Origin of the sequence: Cecembia lonarensis LW9 (genome assembly GCF_000298295.1) — a bacterium.
Classification (GTDB): domain Bacteria; phylum Bacteroidota; class Bacteroidia; order Cytophagales; family Cyclobacteriaceae; genus Cecembia; species Cecembia lonarensis.
Genome location: NZ_AMGM01000015.1, coordinates 37,446 through 51,186 on the forward strand (window position 1 = coordinate 37,446; position 13,741 = coordinate 51,186).

General features: G+C 40.9%; 13 protein-coding genes and 1 pseudogene. 12 read left to right on the forward strand and 2 right to left on the reverse strand.

Features of this window, described 5'->3' with window-relative positions; translation table 11 throughout:
• The first annotated feature begins 3 nt into the window (after positions 1-3).
• The 7 genes and pseudogenes from moaCB (at position 4) to B879_RS06940 (ending at position 7,352) form a co-directional block, all read left to right on the forward strand.
• Complete coding sequence (moaCB, locus tag B879_RS06910) at positions 4-918, forward strand: bifunctional molybdenum cofactor biosynthesis protein MoaC/MoaB (RefSeq protein ID WP_009184438.1); 915 nt, start codon at positions 4-6, stop codon at positions 916-918.
• A gap of 203 nt (positions 919-1,121) precedes the next feature.
• On the forward strand, positions 1,122-2,525 hold the full coding sequence (locus B879_RS06915; RefSeq protein WP_009184439.1) for an MBL fold metallo-hydrolase: 1,404 nt from the start codon (positions 1,122-1,124) through the stop codon (positions 2,523-2,525).
• A 249-nt stretch (positions 2,526-2,774) separates the two neighbouring features.
• Positions 2,775-3,659 (forward strand): annotated as a pseudogene (locus B879_RS23150) (NAD(P)/FAD-dependent oxidoreductase); the annotation flags it as partial.
• A 66-nt stretch (positions 3,660-3,725) separates the two neighbouring features.
• On the forward strand, positions 3,726-4,121 hold the full coding sequence (locus tag B879_RS23155; RefSeq protein ID WP_262481906.1) for an oxidoreductase dimerization domain-containing protein: 396 nt from the start codon (positions 3,726-3,728) through the stop codon (positions 4,119-4,121).
• 300 nt (positions 4,122-4,421) lie between these two features.
• On the forward strand, positions 4,422-5,222 hold the full coding sequence (locus B879_RS06930; protein ID WP_009184442.1) for a DUF481 domain-containing protein: 801 nt from the start codon (positions 4,422-4,424) through the stop codon (positions 5,220-5,222).
• An 11-nt stretch (positions 5,223-5,233) separates the two neighbouring features.
• Entirely contained in the window at positions 5,234-6,469 is a 1,236-nt protein-coding gene (locus tag B879_RS06935) for a P-loop NTPase family protein (RefSeq protein WP_009184443.1), read from the forward strand.
• 10 nt (positions 6,470-6,479) lie between these two features.
• Positions 6,480-7,352: a mechanosensitive ion channel family protein gene (locus B879_RS06940; protein WP_009184444.1), complete on the forward strand. Its 873-nt coding sequence runs from the start codon at positions 6,480-6,482 to the stop codon at positions 7,350-7,352.
• Between the two features lie 135 nt (positions 7,353-7,487).
• Here the strand turns inward: B879_RS06940 and B879_RS06945 are convergent, their stop codons facing one another.
• Positions 7,488-8,492 carry a Gfo/Idh/MocA family protein gene (locus B879_RS06945; protein WP_040400340.1) on the reverse strand — a complete coding sequence of 335 codons (1,005 nt, stop codon included), beginning with the start codon at positions 8,490-8,492 and terminating at the stop codon, positions 7,488-7,490.
• Positions 8,493-8,646: 154 nt separating this feature from the next.
• Between B879_RS06945 and B879_RS06950 the strand changes: the two genes are divergently transcribed.
• From B879_RS06950 to B879_RS06960, 3 genes are all read left to right on the forward strand, one after another.
• Complete coding sequence (locus B879_RS06950; RefSeq protein WP_009184446.1) at positions 8,647-9,174, forward strand: YfiT family bacillithiol transferase; 528 nt, start codon at positions 8,647-8,649, stop codon at positions 9,172-9,174.
• 51 nt (positions 9,175-9,225) lie between these two features.
• Positions 9,226-10,074 (forward strand): hydroxymethylglutaryl-CoA lyase, encoded by an 849-nt coding sequence (locus B879_RS06955; protein ID WP_009184447.1) that lies wholly within the window; start codon positions 9,226-9,228, stop codon positions 10,072-10,074.
• Between the two features lie 72 nt (positions 10,075-10,146).
• The gene (locus tag B879_RS06960; protein ID WP_040400349.1) at positions 10,147-10,716 is read left to right on the forward strand and encodes a PepSY-associated TM helix domain-containing protein; all 570 of its coding nucleotides are present in this window, start codon (positions 10,147-10,149) and stop codon (positions 10,714-10,716) included.
• A 75-nt stretch (positions 10,717-10,791) separates the two neighbouring features.
• Here B879_RS06960 and B879_RS06965 read toward each other — a convergent pair whose 3' ends face one another.
• Positions 10,792-11,619 carry a universal stress protein gene (locus tag B879_RS06965; protein WP_009184449.1) on the reverse strand — a complete coding sequence of 276 codons (828 nt, stop codon included), beginning with the start codon at positions 11,617-11,619 and terminating at the stop codon, positions 10,792-10,794.
• Positions 11,620-11,770: 151 nt separating this feature from the next.
• Here B879_RS06965 and B879_RS06970 point away from each other — a divergent pair, with 151 nt between their 5' ends.
• Together B879_RS06970 and B879_RS06975 are read left to right on the forward strand one after the other, a co-directional pair.
• Complete coding sequence (locus tag B879_RS06970) at positions 11,771-12,532, forward strand: SDR family NAD(P)-dependent oxidoreductase (RefSeq protein WP_009184450.1); 762 nt, start codon at positions 11,771-11,773, stop codon at positions 12,530-12,532.
• Between the two features lie 114 nt (positions 12,533-12,646).
• Positions 12,647-13,303: a Crp/Fnr family transcriptional regulator gene (locus B879_RS06975; RefSeq protein WP_009184451.1), complete on the forward strand. Its 657-nt coding sequence runs from the start codon at positions 12,647-12,649 to the stop codon at positions 13,301-13,303.
• Positions 13,304-13,741 lie beyond the last annotated feature (438 nt).

A 13,741-nucleotide genomic window follows, 5' to 3' on the forward strand; every position in this document is an offset into this window, starting at 1 on the left:
TAAATGATCAACATTACCCATAAATCCCCCACCCTTCGTAAAGCCATTGCTCAGGCCATCGTCAAAGTCAGTACCCAGGCGACTATTGATGCCATTGTTGAAAAAAGGGTACCCAAAGGAGATGTCTTTGAAATGGCCAAGGTAGCGGGCTTGTTTGCTGCCAAAAGGACGGCGGACATGATTCCTGACTGCCATCCGCTCCCAATTGAATTTACGGCCATCAGCTATGAAGTCAAGGATTTGGAGGTTTATGTTTATGTAGAAATCCATACCATCTATAAAACCGGTGTAGAAGTAGAAGCCATGCATGCCGCCTCGGTGGTGGCCCTGACCATGTATGATATGCTCAAGCCTATTGATAAAAACATCAGCATCGAGCAGATCAAACTGGTTGAGAAAAAGGGAGGGAAAACGGATTTTAGAAAAAGCATAGAAAAAGAGATCAAAGCCGCTGTACTTGTTTGTTCGGATTCTATCACCGCAGGCAAAGCAGAAGACCGTGCAGGAAAAGTGATCATCCAAAAGTTGGAAAACTTAGGGGTTGAGGTCCCTGATTACTGGATAATCCCAGATGAAAAGAAAGTAATTCAAAATCAGGTGAAAGATTTGGTGTCTAACAATAGAGATTTGGTCATTGTCACAGGAGGCACCGGCCTTTCTCCAAGAGATGTAACCCCGGAAGCAGTTAGGCCCATATTGGATAGGGAAATTCCCGGCATAGAAGAGGCTATCAGATCTTATGGACAGCAAAGAACCCCCTACTCCATGCTTTCCCGCTCTGTTGCTGGATTGATTGGAAATACCCTTGTTTTGGCCTTACCGGGCTCTACCAAAGGGGCGGAAGAATCCATGGATGCTATTTTCCCAGCTATCCTGCATATTTTCAGGGTGATGGAAGGCCCCGCTTTTAAGCATTGAGCGGAAATTGAGTGAGCAGGAGTTGGCTGTTAGCTTATAATATAAGGACAATGAATAATCAAAAAGTTTATAATTGATGGAATCCATTCATTTTCATTGAAAAAAAGGGAAAAGTAACAAATCTCACAGAAACAATACGAGAAAATATTGATTTTTGTCATATAATATAATCAGAATTGAAAAATCTAAAACTGAAATAGCTTATGTTCTTCGAATTAGTTTATGACAAAAGTTTGGCCCAAGCCAGTTATGTAATCGGATGTCAGGCACATGGTGTTGCAGCCGTAATTGACCCTAAAAGGGATGTTGATACTTATCTTCAGATAGCCAAAGCCAATAACATGGAAATTACCCATATCCTGGAAACCCATATCCATGCGGACTTCTTGAGTGGTTCCAGAGAGTTGGCTGCTTTGACAGGCGCTGAAATGTATCTTTCCGATGAAGGTGATGAAAACTGGAAATATGAATTTCCCCACAACAAAATCAAAGGCGGAGATGTCGTGAAAATGGGTAACCTTACTTTTGAAGTCATCCATACCCCGGGACATACCCCTGAAAGTGTCAGCTTCTTATTGACTGACAAGCCCGCATCCAGCGAACCTGTGATGTTGTTTACCGGTGACTTTGTATTCGTAGGTGATGTGGGAAGACCTGACCTTCTGGAGCAAGCTGCCGGCATCAAAGGAACCCAAGATGTGGGTGCTGCCCAGATGTATGATTCTTTACAGGAGTTCAGCAAATTGGGTGATTTTATCCAAGTATGGCCAGGTCATGGTGCAGGTTCTGCCTGTGGTAAAGCCCTTGGTGCAGTTCCGATGACCACTGTGGGGTATGAAAAAATCAGAAACTGGGCCCTGCAAATGTTGAATGACAAAGTTGCTTTTGCCAAAGAATTGCTGGCTGATCAGCCAGAGCCACCTAAGTACTTCGCCATGATGAAGAAACTGAACAAGGTGGATAGAAAATTATTGACTGAAGTACCCCAAGTTCAAAAACTTACCAAGGACGCTTACGAGAAAGTGAAAGCCGATGGTTTGAAAATCATCGATACCAGACCTTGGCAGGAATATGCAGAAGGCTTTCTAAGAGGGACTTACAGCATTACCAATAACAACTCCTTCTCCACTTGGATGGGTTGGTACCTGAACTATGAAGAGAACTTCGTATTGATCGCTGAAGAAGCTGAGATAGAAGATTTGACCAGAAAATTGATGAGAATCGGTTTGGACAACCTTTACGGTTACATCACTCCTGCGCAATTGGCTGAGTTTGAAAAAGGCAATCTGGAAACTTTCCAACCGATCGACAAAGAAGCAGTAGAAGCAAAAATTGCAGAAGGAAATGTTCAAGTGGTAGACGTAAGAGGTGTGGCAGAATACAAAAAAGGCCATATTGAAGGAGCGGACAATGTGTTTGTTGGAAAACTTCCTCAAAACTTGGACAAGATATCTAAAGATCAGCCTGTAATTATCCATTGTCAGGCAGGCGGCAGGTCTGCGATAGCTTACTCCATTTTGAAAGCAAATGGTTTCGATAATGTTGAAAATTATGCAGGTGGATGGGCAGACTGGTCTGCCAAAGAAGAAGCATTGATTAAAGGTTAATGGTGAACAATTTTTCACAAAAGCCCGGAAGACCGGGCTTTTTTTGTTATAAAATGCTCTTGCAGAAAGCAAATGCTTACTCTTTAAACACCTTTAAGTCTTGCTTTAAAAAATAGGTGTTTTTTTTATCATTAAGTATGATATCTATAGTAGCATGATTATTTTTAATAAATAGCTTTATCCCTAAAATCTGTGGATATCAAGTTTCAAGATAGTCTATGATTAGATTTCAACTTAACCCATAATTCCATGTGCAAAAAGATAGTGGTAATTGGAGGTGATGCAGCCGGTATGAGTGCTGCTTCCAAAATCCGTCGGACACATAAAAACTGGGAAATTACGGTTTTTGAAAAAAGCCCACATACTTCTTACTCTGCATGTGGAATGCCTTATTTGATTGCGGGCCAGGTAGACAAACCTGAAAAACTGATTGCCCGAAGTCCTGACACATTTTAAAAAGACTATAATATTCAAGCTAAAACATTTCATGAAGTGATACAGATTGATCCCAGCAAACAGAAAATTTTGGTTAAAAACCTGGAAAAAGAAAAAGCCTTTTGGGAATCGTATGATAAACTTCTGATCGCAACCGGTGCCTCCCCCAACAAGCCCACAATTCCCAAAATCAACACACAAGGAGTATTCTGCCTCTCCACCCTGCAAAGCGGAATTGAGGTTTGGCAGTTTATGGAAACGCATCAACCCAAAAAGGCTGTAATTGTCGGAGGTGGTTACATCGGGGTGGAAATGGCTGAAGCATTGCTTGAAAAAGGCCTTGAAGTCACAGTTATTGACCGATCGACATATATCATGAAGACCCTTGATCAAGATATGTCTGAAGAAATATGCCAAAGCATGCGTAAAGCAGGTATCCAATTGTTGCTGGAGGAGCGTTTGACAGCCATTGAAACTGATGAAAACAATCAATTACAAGCTGTAAAAACAGAAAAAGGACACATTCCAGCAGACCTTGTCATCCTTGGATTGGGCGTCAAACCCAATACCATAATTGCTGAAGAAGCAGGAATTAAACTTTGCGACACGGGAGCCATTTTGGTCAATGAAAAAATGGAAACTTCCATCAGCAATATTTGGGCGGCAGGAGATTGTGCCTCTTCCTATCACATTCTTAAAGAAAAACCCATGTTTATAGCTTTGGGAACTATTGCCAATAAACATGGTCTCATTGCAGGAAGCAATATGGCAGGTGAAAACATAACTTTCCCTGGGGTATTAGGGACAGCTATCACCAGATTCAACGAACTGGAAATAGCAAGAACAGGCCTGTCAGAAATGGAAGCTAAAAGCATGGGATTGGCATATAAAGTAGCCACCATCCAATCATCCAACTATGCAGGCTACTATCCGGGTGCAGGAAAAATAAAGGTGAAGCTCCTCGCCAGAAAAGACAATTTACAGATTATTGGTGCTCAAATAGTAGGAGAACAAGGTGCTGCCAAGCGCATCGATACCATTGTAGCAGCAATTTCAGCCAAACAGACTACTTATAGCCTAGCCATGATGGATTTAGCCTATGCACCTCCATTTTCGAATGTTTGGGATCCTGTTCAGATTGCTGCCAGACAATTGTTATAAAGTTGTATCCATGCAGGCCTTTATTCAAATATAAAGTCAATTGTAAAGTGCAATTATTGACTGAATGATTGACTTGGTTTTTGAATTGTTATCAATAAGCAGGAGCATATAGAAAAGAAAGAAACAGACACAAAACGGATAAAATGGCTCAAATCCTGAAATCTAGTTCCAGTTAATAGAAGACAAAAGGACAAGTTATTCGTGAAAATATAAATTAAAATCCCGGCTAACTGCAGGGATTTTTCATTTTTTATTCCGCTTAAAAAGCTTACATTTTGAAGTTATTGTTTTTGAAACACGATGAAAAAACATGTTCCGATAATTGCTTTCCTGCTATTTGCATGTAATCTTTCACATGCCCAAATTCTCCACACTGAGAACTTTTCTGTTATCCTAGATACGGCAAAGAACTTTAAGGGGAATATCCTACCTAGTTTCAAATATCAAAACCTCCGGGAAGATCTGATCAAGTTTGAAAATACCGCTGATTTCTCTCTCCGCTTTGGACAAAATGCATTGACAATGGCCAATAGGTTTGAGTTGTCAAAATTCGGCGAGGAAACATTCCAAAGCGGAGGTTATGTCTACTTGGAGTATCGGGCTATTTCCAAAGCATCACCCTTTGCGCTGGAGCCATATGGGCAAGTTCATTGGAATGAAGTCCGGGGACTCGACCGCAAATATGCCGGTGGTCTCAATTTCCGTTGGCGGATAGTTTCCAACGAAACTACCGGATTTTTCGCAGGGATAGGTCCCTTTTATGAATTTGAGCGTTGGGATTTCCGAGGAGTGCGTGCAAACGTTGAACTCCCCAACGACCGCAGTCCTATAGAAAGAGAACTATGGCGATTGGGTTCTTATATCAGTTTCAAACAAGAAGTGGCAGAGAAGGTCATCTTGGATTTTAGCGTGTATTACCAAAACTCCTACGATCAATTATTTACCGATCCACGACTTGGGAGCAGTGCAAGAATTACCTATATGCTGACGAAGTTTCTGGGGCTGACATTATTATACCAAAATATTTATGATCCTGCTCCTCTGGTACCTATTCCAGAGCTGTTTCATGACCTTACCTTTAGTGTAAATATCAGCCTTTAAACTAAGAATCTATGGAACCTATGAAGAGCAGATGGTCTAAATGGAAAGAAAAACTGGATGTCCTATTTGAAAGAATAAAGGACAAATTATCCCTGCTTAAAAAAAAGGTAGGCATCATCGATGAGAGTGAACCCATTTCTTTCGATGTAGCAGAGTTTATGTCTGATACGCAACAGGCATTGGAAAAACTCCCAAATGACTATAGAGAAAAATGCGAAATCAAAGCCATTCAGGATAAGCATAATTTTCTTTTCAGGGAAGAGGAAATGGAAAAAATTGAAAAATGCCTGGAACATTGGAAAGAAGATCGTTTTGTTACAGCAGCCTTAGTAGGAGAAAAAGGGTCTGGCATCAGCTCTTTGGTCAATATATTCTTAGAGAACCATCCAGAACTTACAGTTCTACGTGCGGAAATTGATGATAAAATTTCAGAACAGGATATATGCATGGAATGGCTTTCATCTTTACTTCAAAAGCATCTAGAGAATACCCAGATGGCCATACAAATCCTGCAGGATGAATTTGACGGCAAGGTCATTGTCTTGGAAAATCTCCAGCATCTTTTCCTCAAAAAAGTAGGCGGCTTTGAAGGCATTAGGACACTTTTTGATATCATAGCCAGTACAGGAAAGCAGGTTTTTTGGATCGGAGCACTCACCCCTTCATCTTGGAATTACCTGGACAAAACCGTATCCATCAGGAATTATTTCACTACTGATATTCACCTAAATGATATTAAAGCGGATCAACTCAAACAACTATTTTTGAGTAAACATAAGGGCTACAAACTTAAAATTAAGCCTACGAAAGAAATTGCAAAGGATAAGTCTTTTAAAAAAATGTCTGATAAAGAACAACAGGAGTTTTTGGAGGAACAGTTTTTTTATATGCTCAATTCACTTTCACATGGCAACCTTACCTTAGCACAACTCTACTGGGTGAGGGCCATATCTACTGTAGAAAATCACGAGGTACAGTTGGCCGATATTTCCAAAATTGAAACAGATTTTCTTGAAAACCTGAATCCTGAGCAGCTTTTCTCGCTGCAGCAAATGTTAATTCATGATGGACTGAACATAGAAGACTTTGCCAGCGTCACCAATCAACCCCTGCTTGTTTGCAGAAATACGTTGATTCCTATGAGAGAAAAAGGCTTATTGATCCAACCATCTGAAAAATATACTATAAACCCTGTCCTTTATCAGCCTGTGTATCAATTACTAAAAGACAAAAATTTCATCCATTAATGCTAAACTTATGCGGATACTTGAAACGGTATTGTTGATGACCCTAAGTCAGTTTGTTGTAGCACAGGACATGCCTGAGGTCGGTAAAGAGGTAAACCCTCAAGATGTGCTGGAGTTAATTTCAGTCAGCAGGATACTCTGGACCTTATTTTTCATTATTGCAGGCTATATTGCTGTTAAGATCGTCACCAAGGTCTTGGAATTTTTTGCTGAGAAAAGCTCTAAATTCCGAATCACGATCAAAGGTTTGATTCCTGTGATACGCATTTTGTTATGGACTGCCATTATTTTTTGGATCATCAAGGGCATATTTAATCCTCCCATGGAGATGCTTTTGGCCGGCTTGGCATCCGTAGCGATAGCAGTTGGTTTAGCTGCTCAGGATTTACTTAAGAATGTATTCGGTGGCTTGATGGTTCTAATCGATAAACCCTTTCAGATCGGGGACAAAATACAAGTAGGTGAGCACTATGGAGAAGTCATGGAAATCGGTTTGAGGACTACACGCATTCAGACGCCTGACGATAGCATGGTGGTGATTCCCAATATGGAATTGATGAATTCTTCGGTATCCAACACAAACACAGGAGCCTTAGATTGCCAAGTAGTCACTGAAATATTTCTTCCCATCCATACCGACACACAAATCGCCCGTAAAATCGCCACAGAAGCGGCTCAGGTTTCCAAATACATTTACCTCAACAAACCCATCGTCGTGCTATTCAACAATGAAATGCACAATAAAAAGTCTTTCCTGAAAATGAAAGTAAAAGCTTATGTCATGGATATCCGATATGAATTTCCCTTTCAGAGTGATATCACCGAGACGATTGTATCGGAACTTCTCAAACAAAGAGTCGTTCATCAGGAGGATTTGGAATGATAATTTGGTGTTTTCAGGTCATTCCAGATCAGGATAATCTGTCATTGCTAGTATCAAATAAATTAGGAAATTGAAAGGAAATGACAATTCAACTTACTCAGGATAGCCTTTGGCTTTCTTGAAATCCTACGATGACTACCTGTAAAAGGATTTCACAAACTCATCCATCACCCGATTGGTCCTTGCTCCTGAGTATCCTGTGCTGGGACAGGTTCCCAACCCCAATAAATCCTCCACCACAGATTTGATCAGAGGTTGCTGAATATGGTATGGCAATTCCAGTTCAAAGTGCTGCCGGTCTTCCCCATCTTTTTCCAGAATAAACTCGCCTTTTCCAAAGGTTTCAAAGCAGATTTTTCCTTTACTGCCATAGATGGTAATCTCATCAACTTCGGCACTTTTGGAAGCCGTGAAACACCAATTGCCTGTACCTACTACCCCATTTTCAAAAATAAAACTTCCAACAACCAAGTCTTCGGCTTCATAAGCTTTGGCTTGATTGACCGCAAATCCTTGTACCTTTTCTATTGGCCCAAAAAAGAAATCCAATAAGTCCAGTTGATGGGAAGCCAGATCGAAGAAATAACCTCCTCCTGAAATTTTAGGGTCGATCCTCCAATTGTTATCCAATTGTGCCACTACTTCTGGTTGAAGTACTTGCTTAAGATTAATATGAACTGTCCTGACATCCCCTATTGCTCCTTGCCACATCAATTTTTTGATCTGCAAAAAATGGGGCAATGCCCTTCTATAATAGGCCACATAAAGCGGTACTTTTGACTGCTCACAGGTCTCAATCATTGCCTTGCATTCGTCAAAATTCCTGGCCATGGGCTTTTCCACATACACAGGTTTACCAGCCAATGCAGCCATTTGGGTATAAGGCAAATGCATTTGAGGAGGCGTGGCGATATAAATCGCATTCACTTCCGGATCATTGACCAAGGCTTGTGCATCTGTATACCACTTGGGCACACCATGCCTTTGGGCATAATCCCTAACTTTTTCCTCATCCCTCCGCATCACAGCTACCAACTGACTGTTTGCCACCAAATTCATGGCTGGAGCTGATTTTTTTTCGCACACATTGCCAACACCTATTACTCCCCACTGGACTTTATTTCCTGTTATTTTTTTCATCATAGAAAGATAAGGAACTTTTTCCGGGATATTTTCGAGTTTTTCGCAACCTGATTTCTGGAAATTTTTTTTTTAAATATGTAAAATAAACCAAAAACCTGTAAATTTAGTAAGCTATATCCATCAACAAGATTACTTTTAAACTGTATATTTTATGACCGAAAAATTAAAATTTCCCGTAGGGTCTTTTAGGGTCCAGGGTGAGTTTTCTGAGAGTCAGATCAAATCATTTATCCAGGATATCAAAGACTTCCCAAAACTTCTCAAAAATGAAATACAAAACTTAAGCGAGAAAGAAATTGATACCTCCTATCGACCAGAAGGCTGGACCATTAGACAGGTAATACATCACTGTGCGGATTCCCATATGAACAGTTTTATCCGCTTTAAATTGGCCCTGACTGAAGATAATCCTACCATAAAAGGCTACCATGAAGATATATGGGCCCTGGGAAACGATTATACTCAGATGCCTATCGTCTCCTCCATTCAAATTTTGGAAGGCCTACATGCGAGGTGGACTAAACTGCTGGAATCCATGCGCCCGGAAGATTATAAGAGAACTTTTTATCATCCGGAAATGAAAAAAGAAGTGGCCTTGGATAGGAATCTGGCCCTCTATTCCTGGCATTGCAAACACCATCTAGGGCATATCAAACTCATCTCTCAGAGAAATAATTAAATCCGTCAAAAAGCTGTTGGAATTTGATGGGTTTGGACTTAGTTTCAAGCCATGATTAAATTAATAGAGTGCCCTCGAGATGCCATGCAGGGAATGGAAGGCTTCATAGATACCGCGATCAAGGCTGCCTATATCAATCAATTGTTGGAAGTAGGATTTGATACCATAGATTTTGGAAGTTTTGTAAGCCCGAAGGCTATCCCCCAAATGCGGGATACCGCCGAAGTACTTTCCTTATTGGATCTCCATCGGTCAAAGTCCAAATTATTGGCTATCGTTGCCAATACAAGAGGTGCCGAAGATGCCTTGCAATTTGAAGAAATCGATTATTTGGGCTTTCCATTGTCCGTATCTGAAACTTTTCAACAAAGGAACACCAACAAATCCATGGCAGAAGCACTTCGGGCGGTGGAAGAAATCCAAAATTTGTGCGAGGTAAAAGGTAAGGCCTTGGTTACTTACCTCAGCATGGGCTTTGGTAATCCTTATGGAGACCCTTATGCTCCCGATTTGGTTGCAAGTTTTGTAAAGCATCTTGATGACTTGGAGATTAGGATAATTTCCTTTGCGGATACCATAGGTTCCGCTGTTCCAGAATTGATTGCAGCGCTTTTTCAAGTCAATGCGCAAACCTATCCTCAAATAGAATTTGGCCTTCATTTGCACTCAAGGCCGCAGGACTTAAAAGCAAAAATTGAGGCTGCCTTGGCAGTTGGCTGCAATAGATTTGATGGCGCCCTGAGAGGCTTTGGAGGCTGCCCCATGGCCAAAGATGAACTCGTGGGTAATGTGGCCACAGAATCTCTGATTCAGATCTTGGAAAGCAAAGGTTTAAATACCGGCATTGATAAGGCAGAATTTTCAGAAGCCATGAAATTGGCCCAAGTAGTTTTTGGGTAATCTACCAAAAATTACAACCGTTAACAGGAAAACATGCCTACCCCAAGAAGATTCATTTATCTTTGAATGCAAATGCCAAATTCCCGTATTTCCAATATAGCTACCCATACAAGAATCCATAGAAGAATCCATAAATGGATCAGTCTTCCTTTTGTCTTTTTCCTGCTGCTTATTGGGATTACTGCTATACTTCTAGCTTGGAAAAAGGAAATGCGACTGATACCCAAAACCCAAAAAACGAAGGTTGAAAATCCCTTGGAATGGATTCCCGTGGAGCGCATTATGGAAATCGGAACGACGTTTATGATGGACAGTTTGCAAAAGTCTCATGAAATAGACCGTTTGGATATCCGTCCTGATAAAGGCATTATTAAAATTGTTTTCAAATATCATTTTACAGAGGTGCAGGTAGACGGATACTCCGGAGAAATTCTTTCTGTCAGTCAAAGGAATTCGGACTTGATAGAAAAGATCCATGATGGCAGTATTTTGGATTTTTTATTGAAATCAGACTCAGAAAACAGCAAGTTGGTTTATTCAACACTAACCTCATTGGCACTGATCATATTGGGCATCTCAGGATTTTACCTGTGGTACAACCCCAAAAAAATCAAAAGCATCAAAAAAAGAGGTTACTCTTAGCGCTATTACCCCTGATAGAGGGATTGCTACCGCTTAGAAGTAACCTCGAAAGCCAAAGGCTTTTCTGGCTGGGATTTATTCAAATTTAACGCTCAAGACAGGAATATCTGACTTGAACAATACGGTATCTGTAACACCTATTTGATATGCTGATTTGGATTTTCGATTGGATGAGGCTAATCCGATTAATCCGATTTTATTGTTTTCAGCAAACTCAATGATACCGGACTCCGCGTCTTGGTGATTGTAAATGTGCTTATGGATCACCATGTCCTCTAAGCCTTTGGAATAGCCATCCATTTTTTTCAAGGCATCTGCACTATTGGTAAATCCACTAGGTGTATTGATGAAGAGAAAATTAACGGAAGTCTGAAATTCCTTGATAAAGGGTTTCATTTTAACAAAGGCGGGTCTAGAATCTTCATTGAACATGGAAGCAAAAGCCATTTTTCTGAAATGATTGCCGTTCATAGCTTTTTTGACTGCCAAGACCGGGCAATCTGCATGACGCAATACTTTTTGCAAATTCGAACCCACAAATTTTTCATTGGTATGCCCTTTACCATAGGCACCGATTACAATGAGATCAGCTTTTTGTTTTTGGGCAATTTCTACAATTTTTTCATGTGGAACCCCCACTTCTACAACCGACTCAACAGGCACGCCTCCAAGTTTGTGATCCATGACAAATGCCCTTAGTTTATCCTTTGCCTCAGCTTCGGCATCCAGGATATCAGGATGACTTTTTCTTCTATCAGCACTAAGGTTTTTCCAGTCCAGTGCAGAAGTCACGACATTAATGCAAGTGATGCTACTGTTGCCTTTATTGGCTATTTTCAATGCAGACAGAAAAGCATTATCAGCGTAAGAAGAGAAATCGATAGGAACAATAATTCGTTTCATAGTGCGTGGTCATTTGGTTTAAATATGCTTAAAGATCAGCATTTTGGCTTTTCAAAATACTGATGAAAGTCATATTATCACCTGATTCTTTCCATTAAGTAAACGAAGAATAGTAGGTAATTTTGATCAAACCAAAAACCAATAACCCAATATGTTATTAAAAGGAAAATATGCGATCATCACCGGAGGCTCAGGAGGTATAGGCTTGGCTACAGCCAACATGTATTTAGAGGAAGGAGCTGCAGGAATTTTGTTGGTGGATCTCAATAAAGAGAATCTGGAGGAAGTGAAGCAAAAAATAAACAATGATAAGGTTCATACTTTTGTGGCTGATGTAAGTAAGGCCGATCAAGTAAAAGCCTACACCGATAAAGCTGTAGCATTATTTGGCCAAATCGACGTTGTTTTTTTGAATGCCGGAACAGAGGGAGTGGTCAAGTCCTTGACGGAATATTCGGAAGAGGAGTTTGATCTGGTGCTTGACGTGAATGTGAAAGGCGCATGGTTGGGCATGAAGTATGCTTTCCCTTATATGGAAAAAAATGGCGGATCTATTCTCATTACCTCATCTGTCGCAGGAGTAAGAGGTACAGCCAAAATGATTGCTTACACCGCTAGCAAGCATGCGGTAATTGGCGCCATGCGGGTAGCTGCCAAAGAAGGGGCGCCTAACAATATTAGAGTTAACACCATTCACCCGGGTCCTGTTGAGAACAGGATGATGCGTTCTTTGGAAGACCAATTTGCACCTGGTGCTGGAGCAGAAGTTAAAAAAGGATTTGAAAGCATGGTGCCCCTGGGCAGGTATGCTGTAAATGAAGATATTGCACATATGGCTGTCTTTCTGGCATCCGATAATGCAAAATACATAACCGGAGCCGTACATATGGTTGACGGTGGTTTTAGTGCTTAATTAATAGGTTTGGTGGTTGAAAAGGGCCGGGTATTTTATCAGGCCTTTTTCTATTGTAACTTTTATCACTAAATTGGGGCAAAGTCAAATCCTATTTTTAACAAAATTTTGACCATGGAATTAGAGGATCTTAAGCAGAAATTACCCAATATCACCGACCCCAATTTATTAAACGCACTATTGGAATATAGTGCTATTTATGAATTCCAAGCAGGGAAAATCATCACTGAACCCGGACAATTTATCAAAATGGTGCCCATTGTCCTGGAAGGAGCCATCAAAATCCTACGAATGGATGAAGATGGTAAGGAACTATTCCTTTATTATCTGGAGCCAGGTGAAACCTGCGCCCTGTCCCTGACCTGTTGCTCTGCCTCAAGACCCAGTGAAATCAAGGCAGTGGCTGAAGAAAAAACGGTAATTTTGGGTGTCCCAATTGCTAAACATGAGGAATTCACAGACAAGTACAAGCAATGGAAAGATTTTGTATCCATGACCTACCAGACCAGATTTCAGGAAATGTTGGTAGCCTTAGATGCGGTGGCTTTCAAAAGAATGGATGAACGGCTGATGCGTTACATCGTCACTAAAATGAAACAATACAAAGCCAATGAACTGAACATCACCCATCAGGAAATTGCCAATGAATTGGGCACCTCCAGAGAAGTGATCTCCAGACTTTTGAAGCAATTGGAGAAGAAAAAGTGGATTGAATTGGGCAGGAATGTGATTTACATCAGGGATGATTTTGAAGAATTGATCAGTGCTTAAGGGCTATCAGTGACAGAAATGTGCCTCGCCCTGAGACATTAAAATTTACAATTACAGAAAGGCAATGACATCTAGCAAACCGTCATACTGATCCGCCACAGGCGGAGAAGTATCTCCCATAAAATAGGAGACCCTTCGCTTCACTCAGGGTGACGGGCGTGAAGTTCTGTCATTGGTAGTGAAGGGAAAGCCTACCCCGATCCTTTCGGGGAGTCTCCCAAAATATAGGAGATTCCCCGTAATGCTACGGGGCAAGCTTTCACCTCCGCAGGCTGCGGTTACCAATGACAGAAATGTACGTCACCCTGACGAAGGAAGGGTCTCCCAAAATATGGGGGATCCTTCATCCTCGTTCCTCGGATTCAGGATGACGGTGGGGAATGTCATTACCTTTCTGTAAATACCAAATTATAAAATCTTAATGTGAAGAAAAAGAAG